An 18,558-nucleotide genomic window follows, 5' to 3' on the forward strand; every position below is an offset into this window, starting at 1 on the left:
ACGAACTTTAAAGACTGAAGATCAACGGAAGAAGAAACCATGGCTACCGAAATTCGCGTTCCCACGCTTGGGGAGTCCGTTACCGAGGCAACCATCGGAAAGTGGTTCAAGAAGGTTGGCGATGCCGTCGCTGTCGACGAACCGCTGGTGGAACTGGAAACCGACAAGGTGACAGTGGAAGTTCCGGCTGCTGCTGCTGGTGTGCTGGCCGAGATCGTGGCCAAGGAAGGCGACACGGTCGAAGTCAACGCGCTTCTCGGCCAGATTTCCGGTGACGGCGCTGCCGCCGCTGCGGCCCCGGCTGCGAAGAAGGAAGAAGCCAAGCCTGCAGCTGCCGCTCCAGCTGCTGCGGCGCCAGCCGCTTCCGCCTCGTCCGGCCCGGCCATGCAGCCTGCTCCGGCAGCCTCCAAGTTGCTTGCTGAAAACAACCTTTCCGCCGATCAGGTGGAAGGTTCGGGCAAGCGCGGTCAGGTGCTGAAGGGCGATGTGCTTGACGCTATTGCAAAAGGTGTTTCGGCTGCTCCTGCCGCCGCCGCACCGGCTGCTGCCCGCCCGGCATCGCCTGCTGACGACGCATCGCGCGAAGAACGCGTGAAGATGACCCGCCTGCGCCAGACGATCGCCAAGCGTCTGAAGGACGCCCAGAACACTGCCGCCATGCTGACGACCTACAACGAAGTCGACATGTCAGCGGTGATGGAACTGCGCACCAAGTACAAGGACATCTTCGAAAAGAAGCATGGCGTGAAGCTCGGCTTCATGGGCTTCTTCACCAAGGCCGTGACCCATGCGCTGAAGGAAATCCCGGCGGTCAACGCCGAGATCGACGGCACCGACATCATCTACAAGAACTTCGCCCATGTCGGCATGGCCGTCGGCACGGACAAGGGTCTCGTGGTTCCGGTCATCCGTGACGCCGACAGCATGTCGATCGCGGAAATCGAAAAGGAACTGGGACGTCTGGCCAAGGCGGCTCGCGACGGTTCGCTGTCCATGGCCGACATGCAGGGCGGCACGTTCACCATCACCAATGGCGGCGTGTACGGTTCGCTGATGTCCTCGCCGATCCTGAACGCTCCGCAGTCGGGCATCCTCGGCATGCACAAGATCCAGGAACGTCCGGTTGTCGTCGGTGGCCAGATCGTGATCCGCCCGATGATGTATCTGGCGCTTTCCTACGATCACCGCATCGTGGACGGCAAGGAAGCCGTGACTTTCCTCGTGCGCGTCAAGGAAAGCCTGGAAGATCCGGAACGTCTGGTTCTCGATCTCTAAGGAAGAACGATGGAGTCGGGCCTCTTCTCCGCATCCCCGTTCCTGCCGCTGATCGGCGGGAGCGTCGTCCTGCTGGTGGTTCATATCCTCCTGCAGGGCTTTGCGGCAACGAAGGAACTCGGCTCCCGGTGGAATGCCGGTCCGCGCGACGAGGGGCTGAAACCCTCCGGCAAGTTTGCCGGTCGCGCGGAACGGGCCTCCGCCAATTTCCGCGAGACCTATCCGGCCTTCATCGGTCTGGCGCTGGCGCTTGTGCTGAAAGGCGACCCGTCCGGGTGGGGTATCCTCGGGGCGTGGCTCTGGTTGCTGGGCCGCATCGTCTATATCCCGCTTTATCTGGCGGGCATTCCCTATTTCCGTTCCTTCGTCTGGCTCATCAGCCTGGTGGGGCTCGGTATCATGCTTCTGGCTTTGGTTCTGTGATGACAGCCTGCACGTGAAACACGCGCAACGAAGGAAACACGATGCATCCCTATCTTTTCGAACTTGCATCCCTGATGGCGATCTTCGTCTTCGCCATCGTTTCCCCCGGCGCTGATCTTGCGATGGTCATCCGGCAATCGCTGCTGCATGGCCGCCGTGAAGCGATCATCACGAGCTTCGGTATCGGCGCCGCCCTGATGATGCATGTCACCTATACGGTGCTCGGGCTCGGGCTCATCATTTCCAAGTCGATCTACCTGTTCAACATCGTCAAATGGTGCGGCGTGGCCTGTCTGGTCTATATCGGCATCAAGGCGCTGCGGGCCGGTACGACGAAGATCGACGTGGAGGCTTCGCCAAAGGAGCCGCGCAAGCAGCAGAGCTTCGCCAGGGCCTTCGGCCTCGGCTTTGCCGCCAATGCGCTGAACCCCAAGGCGGTGTTCTTCTTTCTGTCGATTTTCTCCACGGTCGTTCATGCCCATACGCCGACCGAGGTGAAGCTCGGCTATGGCGTCGTGATGGCGACCGCGCTGATCTCCTGGTTCGTCGGCGTCAGCCTTTTCATGACGACACCGAAGATGCGCGCGGCCTTCTCGCGCGCCTCGAAGTGGATCGATCGCGCCAGCGGAGTTGTGTTCATCGCGTTGGGGCTTAAACTTGCCACCGAAAAGGCTATGTAATCCTTATCTTCGCAAGCCGAGGATTCGCTGCCGGAAAAGCTCAGCCGGAACACCCAGGGAGAACCGACAGATGCATATTGCACACAAGCTTTTCAGGACCACCGCCTTTGCCGCGCTCGCGCTTTCGGTGTTCTCCACCGCCGTTCAGGCGGCTTGCACGCAGAACCGCGCGATCTATCGTGATCGCGACGATGCCTACACGCTGACCTTCCGTCCGGAGCAGCCGAATGATCTGAAAATGACCCCGGCGCCGACCAATGAGTTCACCATCACGGCCAACGACAAGCCGGAGTTCAAGCTGAGCGGCATGGTGATCTGGCCGGAGGAGGGCGTGGCGCGCCCCTATGCCTTGCTGACCTTCAACTGCAAGGGCGATGGTTCCAATCCGGAAGACCTCGACGATTGCAGCATCTGGCAGAGCGTCATCTATGCCTTGAAGGAAGGCGCGGAAGCCGAGGTGCTGCCGAAGGCGGAGGAACCGGCGGCGCAGGCGATCCTGCTGCCCGATCTGGTGACGGCGCTCGACGGTTATGATTTTGGAGCGGCAAAACCCGAAAAGCCGCTGCAGTGGGAAGTGTTCCGCTTTCAGGGATGCACGCCCGACCAGGAATGACCGGCTCCTGAAAAATGCCGGTTGCATGTGAATAATTGCGGATGAAGGGCATCGCCGGATGAACCGGGTCGCCCGAAAGCGTTCAGGACAGACTGAAGAAGGATAGTTCAATGTCATACGATGTGGTTGTCATCGGTACGGGCCCCGGCGGTTATGTCGCCGCGATCAAGGCTGCACAGCTTGGTCTTTCCGTTGCTGTTGTGGAGAAGCGCAAGACCTTCGGTGGCACCTGCCTGAATATCGGCTGCATTCCCTCCAAGGCGCTGCTGCATGCATCGGAAGTTTTTGCCGAAGCCGGTCATTCCTTCGATACGCTCGGCGTGGAAGTGACGCCGAAGCTCAATCTGGGCAAGATGCTGGCGCACAAGGATGCGACCGTGAAGTCCAACGTCACCGGCGTTGAATTCCTGTTCAAGAAGAACAAGATCACGTCCTTCATCGGCACCGGCAAGATCGTGGCCAAGGGCAAGGTTTCCGTGACCGCCGAAGACGGCAAGGTCGAGGAAATCGAAGCAAAGAACATCATCATCGCCACCGGCTCCGACGTTGCCGGCATTCCCGGCGTCAAGGTCGATATTGACGAGAAAGTCATCGTTTCCTCGACCGGCGCGCTTTCCTTCGACAAGGTTCCGGGCAGCCTGATCGTCGTCGGCGGCGGTGTGATCGGCCTCGAACTTGGTTCCGTCTGGGCGCGTCTCGGCGCCAAGGTCACCGTCGTGGAATATCTCGACAAGGTGCTCGGGCCCATGGACGGCGAAGTGTCGAAGCAGTTCCAGCGTCTCCTCGAAAAGCAGGGCATTGCCTTCAAGCTCGGCGCCAAGGTGACCGGCGTGGAGAAGGCAGGTAAGGGCGCGAAAGTGACCTTTGAACCGTTAAAGGGTGGTGCGGCTGAAACGCTTGAAGCCGATGCCGTTCTGATTGCGACCGGCCGCCGTCCTTACACGGACGGTCTCGGCCTGCAGGAAGCTGGCGTGAATGTCGATGATCGCGGCCGCGTTGCCATCGACGGTCACTGGCGTACCAACGTCGAAGGCATCTATGCCATCGGCGACGTGGTGCAGGGACCGATGCTGGCGCACAAGGCCGAAGACGAAGGCATTGCGGTTGCCGAAATCATTGCCGGTCAGGCCGGTCACGTGAATTTCGATGTCATTCCGAGCGTCGTCTACACGCAGCCGGAAGTGGCTTCCGTCGGCAAGACCGAAGAAGAGCTGAAAGCTGCCGGTATCGAATACAAGGTCGGCAAGTTCCCGTTCACGGCCAATGGTCGCGCACGCGCCATGCTTCACACCGACGGGTTCGTGAAGATCCTCGCCGACAAGGCGACGGACCGCGTCCTGGGCGCTCATATCCTCGGCTACAATGCCGGCGAAATGATCCACGAACTGGCTGTTCTGATGGAGTTCGGCGGATCGTCGGAAGATCTGGCCCGCACCTGCCACGCGCATCCGACCATGTCGGAAGCCGTGCGCGAATCCGCCCTGGCGACCTTCGCCAAGCCGATCCATATGTGATCGGCCATTATATGGAACTGCAAAAGGCCCGCAGATGCGGGCCTTTTTTCGATGTCTAGAGCATTTCCGACGATTCTGTCAGAACAGGAACCGCTCTAGTTTTGCGCTGGCGGGCTGGCCGGGGGAGCCGGAGCAGGTGTTGCAGGCTCGCTCTGCGTCGCCGGGGGGGGCGAAGGTGGAGCGGCTGTGTCTGTCCCGCTGCCGTTGCGGTAAAAGAAATAAGCCAGGATGATTATTGCCGCCAGCAGCACCGCCCCAAGCAGATAGCCGCTTCCGCCGCGCGCAGGCGGTGGCGGCGGCATTCCGGACGGGTCCGAAAGCCTGGGGTCGGTTGTCGTGCGCGGGTCGTTGTTCCGCGGGTCATTGTTTCGCGGGTCGAGGGGGTCAACCATATCGGGTCCTCCAATGGTCCCTTCCGCCATCGAAACGACAGTCGGGAAGTGACAGTTGGCCGGGCATTGCGTCTGGTCCTCGGGCAATCGATGTTCCGACCGCCTCGAATGCGTGCCGTCATGCGCTGCAATAACAAACCCGGTGTATATCAATGCGAAAAAGAGCGGATAGTTCCAGAAGCGCTAATATGCGTACGAGCCAGTACGAATAGACGTGCGGAGCGGGGCGGCGGCGCTGGTGTTAACGCAAGAGAAACTGCGCATCATTTATGTATATTCAATCACGGATGCGATCTGCTGATCGAAAATATGATCGATCAACTGGCTATCCGGGCTTTATCACTGTAAAGCACTGATAAGGCAGGGTCGTTACAAGCGATCAGAGACGACGCCGAAATTTTGAGGAATGACATTATGCCGTCGAAAGAAAACCTGAAAACCATTGAACGCTTCGAGAAACTTTCGTCGCTTCTGCGCGATGAACAGTTCAAGCTTCTGGATGAGGCGGCTCGGGAAGAAGCGCTTCCGGGAAAATCCATATTGAGACAGATTGCCGAGCTCGAACTCAATATAACCGCCATCGAGAACAGCATCACGGACCTGAAAGCTGGCTAGAGCATTTCCTGCATCACCGGAAATGCTCTATCGACGATTATAGCGGAACCACCCGATAACCCTTTGCACGCAGCAATTCGATTACCCCATCCGCGCCCGGCAGATGCAGCGCGCCAACGGCAATAAAGGCATTTCCCTTGTCGATGATCGGGACGGCACGATCAGCCATGACGTGATTGCGGTCCGAAATGAGATATTTTAGAAACAAATCATAGTCCTCGTCGGAAAGGTTGTCGGGAACAATCTTCCGAAGCGCCGGCATGATCATCCCGACCTCGCCCTTGAGATAAAGTGCAGTCATTGTCTCCATGGCATCCTCGATCCCGTCACCATAGTCGATGGTAGCCACAAGGCTGCGGACATGGAAATCGAGCGGCATCCGGCTCATCGCCAGGAGCTGTTCTTCCGCACTTTCAAGGCCCAGAACATCGCGGCCCTCGGCCTGCGCGTCGAGAGCAAGCTTTTCATCGAGCGATTTTTCGCCCTCGCTTTTGCGCTGTCTCTCGCATTTGGGAAATGTCAGCAGGCTGGATAGGACCCAGGGTTTCATTGTGGCGACCGCGTCGAGAATGATGCCGCGTTCTGCAAGCTTCCGTTCGATCTCGTCACGCTGCTCTGCGGGAAGATGGGATTTGAGCGTGGTGCCATCGGTGAAGAGCAGCAGGTCGGGATGTTCGAGCCTGACACGCAGGAAAAACTTCGGGTCCAGCATATCCGTCGTTTCCACGACGACCGTGTTCGCCGATCGATAGGCCGCGTCGGTGGCTTTCGGCAATGTCATGACGCGGGGATCTGAAAAATGGATCGTGCCGAAGAGATAGGACGGCTCGATGCCATCCTTCTCGATTTTCCAGAGGAGTCCCGTGCGATTGAGAACCTTATCGGCTTCGCGCTGCAATTCCTGCCAGCTTGCCGGGTCTTTCGCCTCAAGTCCTTCCATGAGGTTGACGCCGTGTGGGGTACAGGCACCCGCGGCAGGGGCATTGTCGGCGCGAGCGGCGACGGAGCCTGCAAGACAGGCAAGGAGAAGGGTCAGAAACAGCTTTTTCATGAGGGCAATATAGAGCCGGTTTTCACGGATGCCAGACCAATATCAAGCGCGCGGGTGCGCCTTGTCGTAAACTTCCAGCAATCGCTCTGTATCCACGCCGGTATAGACCTGCGTCGTGGAAAGGCTGGCATGGCCAAGCAGTTCCTGAATGGTGCGCAGATCGCCGCCGCGTCCCAGAAGGTGCGTTGCAAAGGAATGGCGCAGCGCATGCGGCGTTGCGCTGTCCGGCAGGCCAAGACCAGCCCGCAGTTTCTGCATTTCACGCTGGATGATCGCCGCATGAAGAATGCCGCCCTTGGCGCCGCGAAACAGCGGTTTGTCGGCCGAAAGATCGAATGGGCAAAGCGCCCGATACTGCGCTACCGCGCGATGCACCACCGGCAGCAACGGCACGAGGCGGGCTTTGTTGCCCTTGCCGGTGATGGTGATGGAAAGGGCGGTGCTATCGGATAATGCGTCACCCGTCAGACCGAGCGCTTCGGAGATGCGCAGGCCGCAACCATAGAGCAAGGTCAGAACGGCGGCGTTGCGCGCGGCAATCCATGGCTCCTCCGCGAGTTGCCCGTCGGCGGCAACCACGCGGCGGGCGTCTTCGGCGGTCAGCGGCTTCGGCAGTGATTTCGGCTGTCGCGGCGCGCGCATCGCGCTCGCGCCTGCCGCATTGGCAAGACCGCGTTTTTCCAGATGACGCAGCAGCGAGCGCACGCCCGCAAGCCCGCGCCCCAGCGTTCGCGCGCCGACGCCTTCGTTGCGGCGGCTGGCCAGGAACGAGCGCAGATCGGCGATCCGCAGATTGCCGACATCCTTCAGCGACGGCGGTTCGCCCAGATGGCCGGTCAGGAAATTGAGAAACTGCCGCGTATCGCGCTCATAGGCATCAAGCGTATTTTCCGACAGGCGCCGCGCATCTTTCAGCGTCTTCAGCCATTCTTCCCTGGCGGCTGCGAGGTCGGCGCGGGCAGGGATCAGAAATTCGCTGTTCGTCGTCATAATCGGGCCGATCGTTCACTCTGGATTCGCAAGACAGTCTGCCAGCGATAGGTTACCGGCTGGTTTTCGTGGGTTGAAGAGCGCTTTTGTGACGAAATGACGTGAAAAAGGCCAACGAAAGAGCTATTGAACGAAAAATAGTTCTCTCCGTGCAGCAAAAACAAGGTTGGCAATGCCGCGTCCAGAAAACCCGATCCAGCTCGCCGTCATCGGTGCCGCCCATGGCACGCGCGGTGAAGTGCGAGTGAAGACCTTTACCGGCGATCCGCTGGCCATCGCCGATTACGGCCTGCTTTATGACGAACAGGGCAAGAGCTACGAAGTTCTGGAAGCGCGCCCGGCCAAGACGGTCGTGGTCGTGCGTTTCAAGGGCATCAACGACCGCAATGCGGCCGAGGCGCTGAACGGGACCGCGCTTTTCATCGACCGCTCGCAACTGCCGGATGACGAACTGGACGAAGACGAATTCTACCAGACCGATCTGATCGGCTTGCTGGCGGTCGATGCGGAAGGCAAGTCCTATGGCGTGGTGAGCGCCCTGTTCGATTTCGGCGGCGGCGATCTCATCGAGCTTTCCGAAAAGGGCAAGCGTCCCATGCTCATTCCGTTCACGGAAGCGGCCGTTCCAGAGATCGACTTCGACAAGGGCATATTGCTGGTCGAACCCCATGCCGCCGGATTGATCGCCGAGGATGAGGACGAGCGCCCGCAGGGCGAAAAGAAAAAGCCGAAGAAGTGATGACCGAAGTTTCAAAGGTCGCGGAGGAGGCCGGTTTCTTTCATGCCTCCGTGCTGACGCTTTATCCGGAAATGTTCCCCGGACCGCTCGGTGCCTCGCTTGCCGGCAAGGCGCTCGGCGAAGCGAAATGGCGGCTCGATGCAGTGCAGATTCGCGACTTTGCGGAAGGGCGGCACCGTATGGTGGATGACACGCCTTCTGGCGGCGGCGCTGGCATGGTGATGAAGCCGGATGTTATCGCCCGCGCACTGGATTCAGTCGCCGACGGTCGCCGCCCGATGCTTCTGATGAGCCCGCGCGGAAAGCCGCTGACACAGAAGCGCGTGCGCGAGCTGGCCGACGGGCCGGGCGCGATCATTCTCTGCGGTCGTTTCGAAGGTGTGGACGAACGCGTCATTGAAGCGCGCGATCTTGAGGAAGTTTCGATTGGCGATTACATCCTGTCGGGCGGAGAGACTGCGGCCATCGTGCTGCTCGATGCCGTTGTGCGGCTCTTGCCGGGCGTGATGGGCAATCGCGAATCCGGCGAGACGGAAAGCTTCGAGACCGGCCTGCTCGAACATCCGCATTATACCCGCCCGCAGGTATGGGAAGGAAGATCGATCCCGGAAATCCTGACGTCGGGCAATCATGGCGCCATCGACAAATGGCGACACGAGCAGGCGGAACGGATCACCAGGGAGCGGCGTCCCGATCTTTGGGAAGCCTATGGCGAGGGCAAGCACAAATGAATCTGATCCAGCGGCTCGAAAGTCTTTCTCTCGCACTGCTGGCGCTCGGAGCCTATTGGGTCAGCGGCGCGAGCTGGTGGCTGTTTGCTATCCTCATCCTTGCGCCCGATCTTTCATTCTTCGGCTATATGAAGGGGCCGCGTACCGGCGCGGTCATCTACAATATGGCCCATAGCTGGATCGGCGTCGTGTTTGTGGCGGTGTTCGGCTGGGCCATGAACTGGCCGCTCTGCTTTGCAATTGCGCTGATCTGGGCCGTGCATATCGGCGTCGACCGCGCACTCGGTTTCGGCCTCAAATATGGATCGGGTTTCAAGGATACGCATCTGGGTCGCATCTGAGGCGATTTTGGCTTCCTGATATTGATTCACCGCCGGCAATGGTGTATTGCCGCGCCAGTTCGTGCTAGTCCCGACATTGTAATATCCCGTTCGGGCAAAGCCCGATACGTCCTTAACCAATAAATGGTGTACCGCTCCTGCCTGAATTTGAAGGCATAGCCACAGGGCCAAGGATTGCTTGGTGGCAAGTGCAGAGCGCTCTGACTGTTTGAGAAGAATTCAGAAGGAGAAAGACGATGACCGATATCATTCGTCAGCTTGAAGCCGAACAGGCAGCAAAGATCGAAGAAAAGCGCAAGCTTCCGGATTTCCAGCCAGGTGACACCGTTCGCGTTCAGGTTCGCGTTACCGAAGGTACGCGTACCCGCGTGCAGGCCTATGAAGGCGTCTGCATTGCCCGTTCCGGCGCTGGCCTCAACGAAAACTTCACCGTTCGCAAGATTTCCTACGGCGAAGGCGTGGAGCGCGTATTCCCGGTTTACTCGCCGATCGTAGAAGGCGTTGAACTGGTTCGTCGCGGCAAGGTTCGTCGCGCGAAGCTTTACTATCTGCGCGGCCTCACCGGCAAGGCTGCCCGTATTGCTGAAAAGAAAGACAACCGCACCAAGGCCGAGCGCGAAGCCGATAAGGCTGCCGCTGCCAAGGCTGAAGCTGCCAAGGCTGCTGCTGAATAAGTTTCACAGCGATCTGTTTGAAAAAGGCGGCCTTTGGGTCGCCTTTTTTATTTGCCAAAAGCAAAGGCTTGCGTAACATATCGCATAATTCTGCCAAAATCTCGCAAGATTGTTACTGCGACACCCTGTTGCGGTTTCACTTTCTTGACGAAGCGTGACGGCGGGTGCATATGACAGGAAGTTAGAGCGGTTCCAGTCAAGGCTTGAAGCGCAGGAATCGCTCTGGCTGTTTTTTTCACGCATTGGCCCATGCAAAACCCGTTTCACATTTTGCTGGAAATGCTCTCGAACTAATCAAAGGACCTCTCGCAATGAGCGCGCCGCGTACACTTTATGACAAGATCTGGGACGACCATGTAGTGGATCAGCAGGAAGACGGAACCTGCCTCCTTTATATTGATCGCCATCTTGTGCACGAAGTGACGAGCCCGCAGGCTTTCGAAGGCCTGCGCATGGCTGGCCGCAAGGTGCGCCATCCTGAAAAGACGCTGGCCGTTGTCGATCACAACGTGCCGACCTCGCCGGACCGCATCAACGGCATCAAAAACGAGGAAAGCCGCATTCAGGTCGAGGCTCTGGCGAAGAATGCGGCCGATTTCGGCGTTGAATATTATTCCGAGCGCGACAAGCGTCAGGGCGTCGTGCACATCGTCGGGCCGGAGCAGGGCTTCACCCTGCCAGGCATGACCATCGTCTGCGGCGACAGCCACACGTCCACGCACGGCGCTTTCGGTTCGCTGGCGCACGGTATCGGCACGTCCGAGGTGGAGCACGTTCTGGCAACCCAGACGCTGATCCAGAAGAAGGCCAAGAACATGCTGGTGCGTGTGAATGGCAAACTGGCGCCCGGCGTCACCGCCAAGGACATCACGCTCGCCATCATCGGTGAAATCGGCACCGCAGGCGGCACCGGCTATGTGATCGAATATGCGGGCGATGCCATTCGCTCCCTGTCGATGGAAGGCCGCATGACCGTCTGCAACATGTCGATCGAAGGCGGCGCCCGCGCCGGCCTGATCGCGCCGGACGAAACGACCTTCGCCTATATCAAGGACAAGCCGCGCGCGCCGAAGGGCGAAGCGCTGGAACAGGCGATTTCCTACTGGAAGACGCTGCATTCGGATGAAGGGGCCCATTTCGACAAGATCGTCGAACTCGACGCCGCCAAGATTTCGCCGGTCGTTTCCTGGGGCTCCTCGCCGGAAGATGTGGTCTTCGTCACCGACATCGTTCCGAACCCCGACGAGATCAAGGATGAGACCAAGCGTGCATCGAAGTGGCGCGCGCTTGACTATATGGGCCTGAAGCCGGGCATCAAGATGACCGACATCAAGATCGACCGCGTGTTCATCGGCTCCTGCACCAATGGCCGCATTGAAGACCTGCGCGATGCCGCCCGCATGGCCGCTGGCAAGAAGGTTGCCGCCGGCGTAAGCGCGATGATCGTGCCGGGCTCTGGTCTGGTAAAGGAACAGGCGGAAGCCGAAGGTCTGGACAAGATCTTCATCGAAGCCGGTTTCGACTGGCGCGAGCCGGGCTGCTCGATGTGCCTTGCCATGAATGACGACCGCCTGAAGCCGGGCGAGCGTTGCGCATCGACCTCGAACCGCAATTTCGAAGGACGGCAGGGCTTCAAGGGCCGCACGCATCTCGTGTCGCCAGCCATGGCCGCCGCTGCCGCGATTGCGGGACATTTCGTCGACATTCGCGAGTGGAACTAAGGTTCCCCCGAGGGCTTTCAACTGATCAAACCGCCGGTTCATCCCCGGCGGTTTTTCTTTAGATGTATATTAGCAGGTTTTTCACGCTTTGATTGTATGGAGGGGTGGGGTGGCTGGCGTCTGGGAAGACTTTGACAGCCGGCATGGGAAGAGAATCGATGAATGGAGCCGACTTTATCCTTCTGATCAACATGACCGTTTCAGGTCTGTTTGCTTTCGCGTTCCTCGGCATAGCCGTTTACGCGCGGGATAATGCGGCGGCGCCGGTCTTTGCCTTCGGCTTTATTTTCGCAATGCTCTATTTCCTGACAGAGCTCGCCATGCCTTCCATTCCCAATCCCCGCGTGGGCTATATGCTCGCCTTTACGACCTACTATCTGGCATTGTCCTGTCTGGTCATCGGTCTGGCACGCATGTATGCCCGGCCCGTGCCGTGGATCGCGCTCGGAGTTCTGACTGTTGCATCGCTCGCGATGATTTACGGCATATATGACGTCGCCCGCAGCCAGATGCTGGGCATGCTTCTCTACCAGACGCCTTATTTCCTCATTCTGCTTCTTGCGGTGTGGGTGATCCTGCGGGTGGATCGCAACGGCGTAGACACCTTGATGGTGGTGCTGTTCAGCATCAGCGCCCTCCATTTTCTGTTCAAGCCGGTCATCGCCATGCTGGCGGGGGGAACAGGCGTCGAACCGAGAGATTACATCGATACGACCTATGCAATGTTTTCGCAGTCCATCGGGGCGGCTCTTTCCGTCGCGGGCGGCTTGCTCCTGCTGTTGAGCCTGATGCGGGAACTGATCGCCAATATGCTGATACGCTCCGAGACGGACCAGCTGTCGGGATTGCTCAACCGGCGCGGTTTCGAGTTTCGCGCCGAAGCCGCAATTGAAAAGTCGAAGCGCATGCGGCAGGCCCTGTCGCTGGTCCTTTGCGACATCGATCATTTCAAGGCGATCAACGATACGCATGGCCATGCGCTGGGAGATCGCGTCATTGCGGCGTTCTCTGCCGAACTGCGCAAGGCAGCGAACGGTAAGAACGGAATTTCGGCCCGCATAGGCGGTGAGGAATTTGCGATCATCCTGCCGGGAAACACGATCCAGTCAGCATGGCGATTCGCGGAAAAGGCCCGGCTTGTCTGCCGCGATATCCATATTCCGGGACGAAATGGCGCAATTGTCTTTACCGCGAGCTTCGGCATCGCGGAGATGGAATTCGATGACGTATTTTCCGATCTCTACAAGCGCGCGGATGGTGCGCTTTATGAGGCGAAGAAGGGAGGGCGCAACTGCGTTCGCAGCGCCCTTCCGATACTGGTGGATGAAAACGTTCTGGAACTTCGTTCAATGACCGGGCGCTGAACGACGCTATTCGTAGCGGCAACCCGGATGATCCAGAACCGGCGTTTCCCCGCGGTCGATCCCGTACATGAAAGAGCGTCCACGCAGCACGACCGCGCTTTCGCAATTGCTGTTGGGCTTGGCCACAATGTGGGCGACGGAATTATTGCGTGGCGCAGAAATTATCCGCAAGTGCTGCGGCGGCGCAGAAACAGGCTGCGCGGTTCGGACCCGGATGATTCTGGCGCCATTATCCGGCATCTGGATCACGAGGTTCCCCGATGCATCGATGGAACGCATCGCATCGCTGGCCAGCGTGGGGCTGGTCAGTGCAAGCGCCCCGACGACAGCCACGCCAAGCATTGCCGGTCTGCGTTTTGCCATCGTTGTTCGAGCCTCATCGTCCGTGACCACCAAGAGAATGAGGACTATCTTAACTCTTTCTTTACCTTTGTCATCCGTGCTGGCTACAATCGAACCGGTCTTCCGGTGCGCTGCTGCTTCGCAGGCGGCGCATGGAAGAACTGGAAACGCCAAGGAACGTCCAATGACCAAAGATCATGCCGTCGATATTGCGCTCCTCCATCTGCGGGATGCCCATGAGTTCGCACCGCTGCTGGCAAGCTACGCGCAGGCGCTGAAGCGCGGTGCGCCGCGCCGCCCCGATGATTTTTATGCCGAGCACCTGCTTCAGGACCGCGCCGCTGAAACGCTGGGGGCCCGGGTCGACGGAAATCTGGTCGGCTTCGTGATCTTCTACGATCTGCCCGAACCGGTGACGGGCCTGCGTGCAGGTCAGGTTGATCATATCTATGTCCACCACGATCATCGCGGGAAGGGTATCGCCAAGGCGTTGATCGACGTCCTTGCCGACAAGGCCGAGGAGCGCAGCTGGTCCAAGCTGGTGCTGAATGCCCCGCGCGTTCCGGAAGACGGGCGCAAGCTCTATGAACAGATTGCCACGGCTGCGGACTGGTCGAGCTATGTGATTCGATTCGGCAACTGATCGATTTCCTGAAAGTTGATGAAATTACACATGTTTTTGCCGGTTGCGGTCTTCAATCGTTTGAATGCCGCAATCACGCGAATGTGTCGCCCAGGTGCGACCAATTGTTAGTCTTTTCGTGAAAAAGCTTCTTTGACGTGATGGTAAAAGCGCAGTAGAAAGCGCCACATAGGGCCGTACGCCACGGCCCAGCCATATTTTCTTGGGTCGTACCGGCGCGGGATCGTAAAGTCCGGTTCCCTGTGCCTCGGACGGCATCGAACCAGGGTTCGGGAGAACCCGCAACCCGGCTGCCTTGCTGATGATCGTCAGCCGGGTGTGGCCGGAGAGAAACGTCAGGGAAGCCTACAGAGCCATGACACAACCGACTGTAACGCGCCAGCGTCCTTTGTCGCCGCACCTGTCTATCTACAAGCCGGTCATTACGATGACGATGTCCATCGTCCATCGCATCACAGGCGGCGCACTCTACTTCGGCACCCTGCTGCTGGCGGCCTGGCTGATTTCGGCTGCGGTCAGCGAAGAGTGCTTCAACACCGTCAATGCATTGTTCTCGTCCTGGATCGGCCGCCTGATCCTGTTCGGTTATACCTGGACGCTTCTGCACCATCTGGCCGGCGGTGTCCGCCACCTGATCTGGGATACGGGCGCAGGCCTTGAAAAGCACACCGCTTCCAGGATCGCCTGGACGACCGTCGTATTCTCCGTCATCGCCACGACCCTCGTCTGGGTCGTCGCCTATTCGGTGCGCTAAGGGGGCTGGTTTCATGAACGGTATGAACAAGGATATGCGCACCCCGCTCGGCAAGGTCCGGGGTCTGGGATCGGCCAAGGAAGGCACCGGCCATTTCTGGTATCAGCGCCTGAGCGCGGTCGCCCTCGTGCCGCTGGTCATGTTTTTCATCGGTCTGGTCGTTTCGCTCAATGGCGCAAGCTATGCGGAAGTCCGGGCTGCATTGTCGCATCCATTCACTGCAATCGTGATGGCGCTGTTCGTCCTGACCGGCGTCTATCACATGCGTTTGGGCATGCAGGTCATTATCGAAGATTATGTGCATGGCGAAGGCATGAAGGTCGTGCTGGTGATGCTGAACAGCTTCTTTACGGCTGTTGTCGGCTTCGCCTGCATTTTTGCGATCCTCAAGCTGAGCTTCGGAGGTTGATAGCCCGATGGCTAGTGCAGTAAACAATGCGGCGCCTGCCGCTGCAAGCAAGTACACCTATGTCGATCACAAGTTCGACGTGGTGGTTGTCGGGGCTGGCGGTGCGGGCTTGCGCGCAACGCTGGGCATGGCCGAGCAGGGCCTGAAGACGGCTTGCATCACCAAGGTTTTCCCGACCCGTTCGCATACTGTCGCCGCGCAGGGCGGCATTGCTGCCTCGCTCAAGAACATGGGCCCGGACAGCTGGCAGTGGCACATGTACGATACCGTCAAGGGATCGGACTGGCTCGGCGACACCGACGCGATGGAATATCTGGCGCGTGAAGCGCCTGCCGCCGTTTACGAGCTTGAGCACTACGGCGTGCCGTTCTCGCGTACCGAAGAAGGCAAGATCTATCAGCGCCCGTTCGGCGGTCACATGCAGAATTTCGGCGACGGTCCTCCGGTCCAGCGCACCTGCGCTGCCGCCGACCGTACCGGCCACGCGATCCTGCACACGCTCTACGGCCAAAGCCTGAAAAACAACGCGCAGTTCTTCATCGAATATTTCGCGCTCGATCTCATCATGACCGACGGTGTGTGCACCGGCGTCGTGGCGTGGAACCTCGATGACGGCACCATCCATCGCTTCTCCGCCAAGATGGTGGTTCTGGCGACGGGCGGTTATGGCCGCGCCTATTTCTCGGCAACCTCCGCGCATACCTGCACCGGCGACGGTGGCGGCATGGTGGCACGCGCCGGCCTGCCGCTGCAGGACATGGAATTCGTGCAGTTCCATCCGACCGGCATTTATGGCGCTGGCTGCCTTATTACTGAAGGCGCGCGCGGTGAAGGTGGCTACCTGGTCAATTCCGAAGGCGAGCGCTTCATGGAGCGCTATGCGCCATCGGCCAAGGACCTTGCCTCGCGTGACGTTGTTTCGCGCTGCATGACCATGGAAATCCGCGCTGGTCGCGGCGTCGGCAAGAACAAGGATCACATCTTCCTGCATCTCGACCATCTCGATCCGGCTGTTCTGCATGAACGCCTGCCGGGTATTTCGGAATCGGCCAAGATTTTCGCAGGCGTGGATGTGACAAAGGAACCGATCCCGGTTCTGCCGACCGTTCACTACAATATGGGCGGTATCCCGACCAACTACTGGGGCGAGGTGCTGAACCCGACCGCCGACGATCCGGACCGCGTACAGCCGGGCCTGATGGCCGTCGGCGAAGCTGGTTGCGCTTCGGTGCATGGCGCAAACCGTCTCGGCTCCAACTCGCTGATCGATCTGGTGGTGTTCGGCCGTGCGGCTGCAATCCGCGCCGGTCAGGTGATCGATCGCAAGTCGAAGATTCCCGATCTTGACCTCGCTGCCTGCGACAGGATCATGGAGCGCTTTGATCGCCTGCGTTTTGCCAATGGCTCCCAGCCGACCGCGGAACTGCGCGAAAAGATGCAGCGCACCATGCAGGAAGATGCCGCCGTGTTCCGCACGTCGGAATCGCTCAAGCAGGGCGTCGAGCGCATGGAAAAGCTCTGGCATGAACTGCCGGACATCAAGGTCACGGACCGTTCGATGATCTGGAACTCCGATCTGGTGGAAACGCTGGAGCTGGAAAACCTGATGGCCAATGCGCTGACCACGGTTGTTTCGGCGGAAGCGCGTCAGGAAAGCCGCGGCGCCCATGCGCATGAGGATTTCCCGGATCGCAACGATGCCGAGTGGCGCAAGCACACCCTGTCCTGGCTGTCGCCGGATGGCAAGGTCAAGCTTGACTATCGCCCGGTCCACCTCGATCCGTTGACGACGGAAGAGGAAGGCGGCATCAGCCTCGCCAAGATTGCGCCGAAGAAGCGCGTTTACTAATCAAGGGAAAGAGCAATGGTTGAACTCGCACTTCCCAAGAATTCCCGCGTTCAGGAGGGCAAGACCTGGCCCCGGCCTGATGGCGCCAAGCGCGTCACGGAATTCCGCATCTATCGCTGGTCGCCGGACGACGACGCCAATCCGAGCATCGACACCTATTATGTCGATCGCGACGATTGCGGCCCGATGGTTCTGGACGGTCTTCTCTATATCAAGAACAAGATCGATCCGACGCTGACGCTGCGCCGTTCCTGCCGCGAAGGCATTTGCGGTTCCTGCGCCATGAATATCGACGGCGCGAACACGCTTGCCTGCACCAAGGGCATGGACGACATCAAGGGCGCCATCAAGGTTTACCCGCTGCCGCATATGCCGGTGGTGAAGGACCTCGTGCCGGACCTCAACAATTTCTACGCCCAGCACCGTTCCATCGAGCCCTGGCTCAAGACGGTTTCGCCGGAGCCGCAGAAGGAATGGCTGCAAAGCCATGAGGATCGCCAGAAGCTCGACGGTCTTTATGAGTGCATCCTGTGCGCCTGCTGCTCGACCTCGTGCCCGAGCTACTGGTGGAACGGCGACCGTTATCTCGGGCCCGCCGTGCTGCTTCAGGCCTATCGCTGGCTGATCGATAGCCGCGACGAAGCCAAGGGCGAACGCCTCGACAATCTCGAGGACCCGTTCCGGCTCTATCGCTGCCACACGATCATGAACTGCGCACAGACCTGCCCGAAGGGTCTGAACCCTGCCAAGGCGATTGCCGAGATCAAGAAGATGATGGTCGAGCGCCGCGTGTAATCGCGGCAATTGCCTGTCTTTTTAATCCCTGTCGGCCTACGGCCTCCACGCCTCTTGTGCCGAGATCAAGAAGATGGTGGTCGAGCGCCGCGTGTAGTTGCGAGCTCGGTTCCAAGAACCAAAAGGGGAAGGTCCAAACCTTCCCCTTTTTCTTTACCTGAACTTTGTTACATCTTCGCCCAAGGCTTGATCTTTATAGCGGCGCCGATATCTCATTAGGGATATCCATCGGAGACAGGGCAATCATGCTCGATCATATCGGCTTCAACATTTCCAGCATGCCCAAGTCGCGGGCTTTCTATGATGCGGCGCTGGCACCGCTGGGCATAGGCCGCGCCATGGAGTTCGGCGATTGGGTGGGGTATGGCCGCAATGGCAAGCCGGAATTCTGGATCGGCAAGCAGAAAGGCGCGAAGCTTGAGGGCGTGCTTCATGTCGCATTTTCGGCTGGCACCCGCTCCGAGGTTGACCGCTTTTATGAAGCGGCCATAGCCGCAGGCGGCAAGGACAATGGCAAGCCCGGCCTGAGGGCCGATTATCACCCCGATTATTACGCCGCCTTCGTCATCGATCCGGACGGTCACAATATCGAGGCCGTCTGCCACCTGCCGGAATAAAGAAGCGGGCTTGCGCCCGCTCTTCG

At 59.2% G+C, this 18,558-nt stretch carries 21 protein-coding genes; 18 read left to right on the top strand and 3 right to left on the bottom strand.

The genetic code is table 11. The annotated features are described in order from the left end of the window. Nucleotides 1-39 precede the first annotated feature (39 nt). The 6 genes from odhB (at nucleotide 40) to ACS5UA_RS13255 (ending at nucleotide 5,512) form a co-directional block, all read left to right on the top strand. Nucleotides 40-1,275 carry a 2-oxoglutarate dehydrogenase complex dihydrolipoyllysine-residue succinyltransferase gene (gene odhB, locus ACS5UA_RS13230; RefSeq protein WP_113474239.1) on the top strand — a complete coding sequence of 412 codons (1,236 nt, stop codon included), beginning with the start codon at nucleotides 40-42 and terminating at the stop codon, nucleotides 1,273-1,275. A gap of 9 nt (nucleotides 1,276-1,284) precedes the next feature. Further along, entirely contained in the window at nucleotides 1,285-1,698 is a 414-nt protein-coding gene (locus ACS5UA_RS13235) for an MAPEG family protein (RefSeq protein WP_100647531.1), read from the top strand. 41 nt (nucleotides 1,699-1,739) lie between these two features. Next, a complete protein-coding gene (locus ACS5UA_RS13240; protein WP_443101401.1) occupies nucleotides 1,740-2,378 on the top strand; it encodes a LysE family translocator in 639 nt (212 codons plus the stop codon). Between the two features lie 70 nt (nucleotides 2,379-2,448). Continuing rightward, the gene (locus ACS5UA_RS13245; RefSeq protein WP_063619766.1) at nucleotides 2,449-2,991 is read left to right on the top strand and encodes a hypothetical protein; all 543 of its coding nucleotides are present in this window, start codon (nucleotides 2,449-2,451) and stop codon (nucleotides 2,989-2,991) included. A 110-nt stretch (nucleotides 2,992-3,101) separates the two neighbouring features. Continuing rightward, entirely contained in the window at nucleotides 3,102-4,505 is a 1,404-nt protein-coding gene (gene lpdA / locus ACS5UA_RS13250) for a dihydrolipoyl dehydrogenase (RefSeq protein WP_253176171.1), read from the top strand. 806 nt (nucleotides 4,506-5,311) lie between these two features. Beyond that, on the top strand, nucleotides 5,312-5,512 hold the full coding sequence (locus tag ACS5UA_RS13255) for a hypothetical protein (protein WP_006470960.1): 201 nt from the start codon (nucleotides 5,312-5,314) through the stop codon (nucleotides 5,510-5,512). A 37-nt stretch (nucleotides 5,513-5,549) separates the two neighbouring features. Here ACS5UA_RS13255 and ACS5UA_RS13260 read toward each other — a convergent pair whose 3' ends face one another. Further along, nucleotides 5,550-6,563, bottom strand: coding sequence for a TraB/GumN family protein (locus ACS5UA_RS13260; RefSeq protein WP_253176172.1), 1,014 nt, complete (start codon nucleotides 6,561-6,563; stop codon nucleotides 5,550-5,552). 42 nt (nucleotides 6,564-6,605) lie between these two features. Beyond that, nucleotides 6,606-7,553, bottom strand: a complete 948-nt coding sequence (locus tag ACS5UA_RS13265) for a tyrosine recombinase XerC (protein WP_121995276.1) — start codon at nucleotides 7,551-7,553, stop codon at nucleotides 6,606-6,608. A gap of 172 nt (nucleotides 7,554-7,725) precedes the next feature. On the opposite strand from ACS5UA_RS13265, the gene rimM reads away from it, so the two are divergent. From rimM to ACS5UA_RS13295, 6 genes are all read left to right on the top strand, one after another. After that, nucleotides 7,726-8,292 carry a ribosome maturation factor RimM gene (gene rimM / locus ACS5UA_RS13270; protein ID WP_063619763.1) on the top strand — a complete coding sequence of 189 codons (567 nt, stop codon included), beginning with the start codon at nucleotides 7,726-7,728 and terminating at the stop codon, nucleotides 8,290-8,292. Further along, nucleotides 8,292-9,023 carry a tRNA (guanosine(37)-N1)-methyltransferase TrmD gene (gene trmD, locus ACS5UA_RS13275; RefSeq protein WP_253176173.1) on the top strand — a complete coding sequence of 244 codons (732 nt, stop codon included), beginning with the start codon at nucleotides 8,292-8,294 and terminating at the stop codon, nucleotides 9,021-9,023. Before rimM ends, trmD begins: the two co-directional genes overlap by 1 nt. Beyond that, on the top strand, nucleotides 9,020-9,364 hold the full coding sequence (locus ACS5UA_RS13280; protein ID WP_021587480.1) for a DUF4260 domain-containing protein: 345 nt from the start codon (nucleotides 9,020-9,022) through the stop codon (nucleotides 9,362-9,364). The genes trmD and ACS5UA_RS13280 overlap by 4 nt, the downstream gene beginning before the upstream one ends. 236 nt (nucleotides 9,365-9,600) lie before the next feature. Beyond that, nucleotides 9,601-10,038, top strand: a complete 438-nt coding sequence (gene rplS, locus ACS5UA_RS13285; protein WP_006467977.1) for a 50S ribosomal protein L19 — start codon at nucleotides 9,601-9,603, stop codon at nucleotides 10,036-10,038. A gap of 311 nt (nucleotides 10,039-10,349) precedes the next feature. Next, complete coding sequence (gene leuC, locus ACS5UA_RS13290; RefSeq protein ID WP_006470956.1) at nucleotides 10,350-11,759, top strand: 3-isopropylmalate dehydratase large subunit; 1,410 nt, start codon at nucleotides 10,350-10,352, stop codon at nucleotides 11,757-11,759. A gap of 158 nt (nucleotides 11,760-11,917) precedes the next feature. Further along, nucleotides 11,918-13,123 (top strand): GGDEF domain-containing protein, encoded by a 1,206-nt coding sequence (locus tag ACS5UA_RS13295; protein WP_151656996.1) that lies wholly within the window; start codon nucleotides 11,918-11,920, stop codon nucleotides 13,121-13,123. Nucleotides 13,124-13,129: 6 nt separating this feature from the next. On the opposite strand, the gene ACS5UA_RS13300 is transcribed toward ACS5UA_RS13295, so the two are convergent. Next, entirely contained in the window at nucleotides 13,130-13,486 is a 357-nt protein-coding gene (locus ACS5UA_RS13300; protein ID WP_253176174.1) for a hypothetical protein, read from the bottom strand. Between the two features lie 163 nt (nucleotides 13,487-13,649). On the opposite strand from ACS5UA_RS13300, the gene ACS5UA_RS13305 reads away from it, so the two are divergent. The 6 genes from ACS5UA_RS13305 to ACS5UA_RS13330 all read left to right on the top strand — a co-directional run bounded on the left by ACS5UA_RS13305 (nucleotide 13,650) and on the right by ACS5UA_RS13330 (nucleotide 18,532). Then, nucleotides 13,650-14,108 (top strand): GNAT family N-acetyltransferase, encoded by a 459-nt coding sequence (locus ACS5UA_RS13305; protein WP_006470954.1) that lies wholly within the window; start codon nucleotides 13,650-13,652, stop codon nucleotides 14,106-14,108. A gap of 355 nt (nucleotides 14,109-14,463) precedes the next feature. Continuing rightward, entirely contained in the window at nucleotides 14,464-14,862 is a 399-nt protein-coding gene (gene sdhC / locus ACS5UA_RS13310) for a succinate dehydrogenase, cytochrome b556 subunit (protein WP_273772002.1), read from the top strand. Between the two features lie 13 nt (nucleotides 14,863-14,875). Beyond that, the gene (gene sdhD / locus ACS5UA_RS13315) at nucleotides 14,876-15,271 is read left to right on the top strand and encodes a succinate dehydrogenase, hydrophobic membrane anchor protein (protein ID WP_021587476.1); all 396 of its coding nucleotides are present in this window, start codon (nucleotides 14,876-14,878) and stop codon (nucleotides 15,269-15,271) included. A 7-nt stretch (nucleotides 15,272-15,278) separates the two neighbouring features. Next, entirely contained in the window at nucleotides 15,279-17,120 is a 1,842-nt protein-coding gene (gene sdhA / locus ACS5UA_RS13320) for a succinate dehydrogenase flavoprotein subunit (RefSeq protein ID WP_006467971.1), read from the top strand. A gap of 15 nt (nucleotides 17,121-17,135) precedes the next feature. Next, the gene (locus tag ACS5UA_RS13325) at nucleotides 17,136-17,915 is read left to right on the top strand and encodes a succinate dehydrogenase iron-sulfur subunit (protein WP_021587475.1); all 780 of its coding nucleotides are present in this window, start codon (nucleotides 17,136-17,138) and stop codon (nucleotides 17,913-17,915) included. Nucleotides 17,916-18,160: 245 nt separating this feature from the next. Next, nucleotides 18,161-18,532, top strand: a complete 372-nt coding sequence (locus ACS5UA_RS13330) for a VOC family protein (protein ID WP_006470952.1) — start codon at nucleotides 18,161-18,163, stop codon at nucleotides 18,530-18,532. The last annotated feature ends 26 nt before the right edge of the window (nucleotides 18,533-18,558 follow it).

The organism is Brucella sp. RRSP16, from assembly GCF_052246815.1.
Taxonomy (GTDB): domain Bacteria; phylum Pseudomonadota; class Alphaproteobacteria; order Rhizobiales; family Rhizobiaceae; genus Brucella; species Brucella intermedia.

What these genes read in the sequence shown, in the direction of transcription:
- ACS5UA_RS13325 (WP_021587475.1), top strand. Translation starts at nt 17,136, where the DNA reads ATGGTTGAACTCGCACTTCCCAAGAATTCCCGCGTTCAGGAGGGCAAG.
- ACS5UA_RS13300 (WP_253176174.1), bottom strand. Translation starts at nt 13,486, where the DNA reads ATGGCAAAACGCAGACCGGCAATGCTTGGCGTGGCTGTCGTCGGGGCG.
- sdhA (WP_006467971.1), top strand. Translation starts at nt 15,279, where the DNA reads ATGGCTAGTGCAGTAAACAATGCGGCGCCTGCCGCTGCAAGCAAGTAC.
- ACS5UA_RS13235 (WP_100647531.1), top strand. Translation starts at nt 1,285, where the DNA reads ATGGAGTCGGGCCTCTTCTCCGCATCCCCGTTCCTGCCGCTGATCGGC.
- ACS5UA_RS13305 (WP_006470954.1), top strand. Translation starts at nt 13,650, where the DNA reads ATGACCAAAGATCATGCCGTCGATATTGCGCTCCTCCATCTGCGGGAT.
- ACS5UA_RS13295 (WP_151656996.1), top strand. Translation starts at nt 11,918, where the DNA reads ATGAATGGAGCCGACTTTATCCTTCTGATCAACATGACCGTTTCAGGT.
- leuC (WP_006470956.1), top strand. Translation starts at nt 10,350, where the DNA reads ATGAGCGCGCCGCGTACACTTTATGACAAGATCTGGGACGACCATGTA.
- ACS5UA_RS13245 (WP_063619766.1), top strand. Translation starts at nt 2,449, where the DNA reads ATGCATATTGCACACAAGCTTTTCAGGACCACCGCCTTTGCCGCGCTC.
- lpdA (WP_253176171.1), top strand. Translation starts at nt 3,102, where the DNA reads ATGTCATACGATGTGGTTGTCATCGGTACGGGCCCCGGCGGTTATGTC.
- rplS (WP_006467977.1), top strand. Translation starts at nt 9,601, where the DNA reads ATGACCGATATCATTCGTCAGCTTGAAGCCGAACAGGCAGCAAAGATC.
- trmD (WP_253176173.1), top strand. Translation starts at nt 8,292, where the DNA reads ATGACCGAAGTTTCAAAGGTCGCGGAGGAGGCCGGTTTCTTTCATGCC.
- sdhC (WP_273772002.1), top strand. Translation starts at nt 14,464, where the DNA reads ATGACACAACCGACTGTAACGCGCCAGCGTCCTTTGTCGCCGCACCTG.
- sdhD (WP_021587476.1), top strand. Translation starts at nt 14,876, where the DNA reads ATGAACGGTATGAACAAGGATATGCGCACCCCGCTCGGCAAGGTCCGG.
- ACS5UA_RS13240 (WP_443101401.1), top strand. Translation starts at nt 1,740, where the DNA reads ATGCATCCCTATCTTTTCGAACTTGCATCCCTGATGGCGATCTTCGTC.
- ACS5UA_RS13280 (WP_021587480.1), top strand. Translation starts at nt 9,020, where the DNA reads ATGAATCTGATCCAGCGGCTCGAAAGTCTTTCTCTCGCACTGCTGGCG.
- rimM (WP_063619763.1), top strand. Translation starts at nt 7,726, where the DNA reads ATGCCGCGTCCAGAAAACCCGATCCAGCTCGCCGTCATCGGTGCCGCC.
- ACS5UA_RS13255 (WP_006470960.1), top strand. Translation starts at nt 5,312, where the DNA reads ATGCCGTCGAAAGAAAACCTGAAAACCATTGAACGCTTCGAGAAACTT.
- ACS5UA_RS13260 (WP_253176172.1), bottom strand. Translation starts at nt 6,563, where the DNA reads ATGAAAAAGCTGTTTCTGACCCTTCTCCTTGCCTGTCTTGCAGGCTCC.
- ACS5UA_RS13330 (WP_006470952.1), top strand. Translation starts at nt 18,161, where the DNA reads ATGCTCGATCATATCGGCTTCAACATTTCCAGCATGCCCAAGTCGCGG.
- odhB (WP_113474239.1), top strand. Translation starts at nt 40, where the DNA reads ATGGCTACCGAAATTCGCGTTCCCACGCTTGGGGAGTCCGTTACCGAG.
- ACS5UA_RS13265 (WP_121995276.1), bottom strand. Translation starts at nt 7,553, where the DNA reads ATGACGACGAACAGCGAATTTCTGATCCCTGCCCGCGCCGACCTCGCA.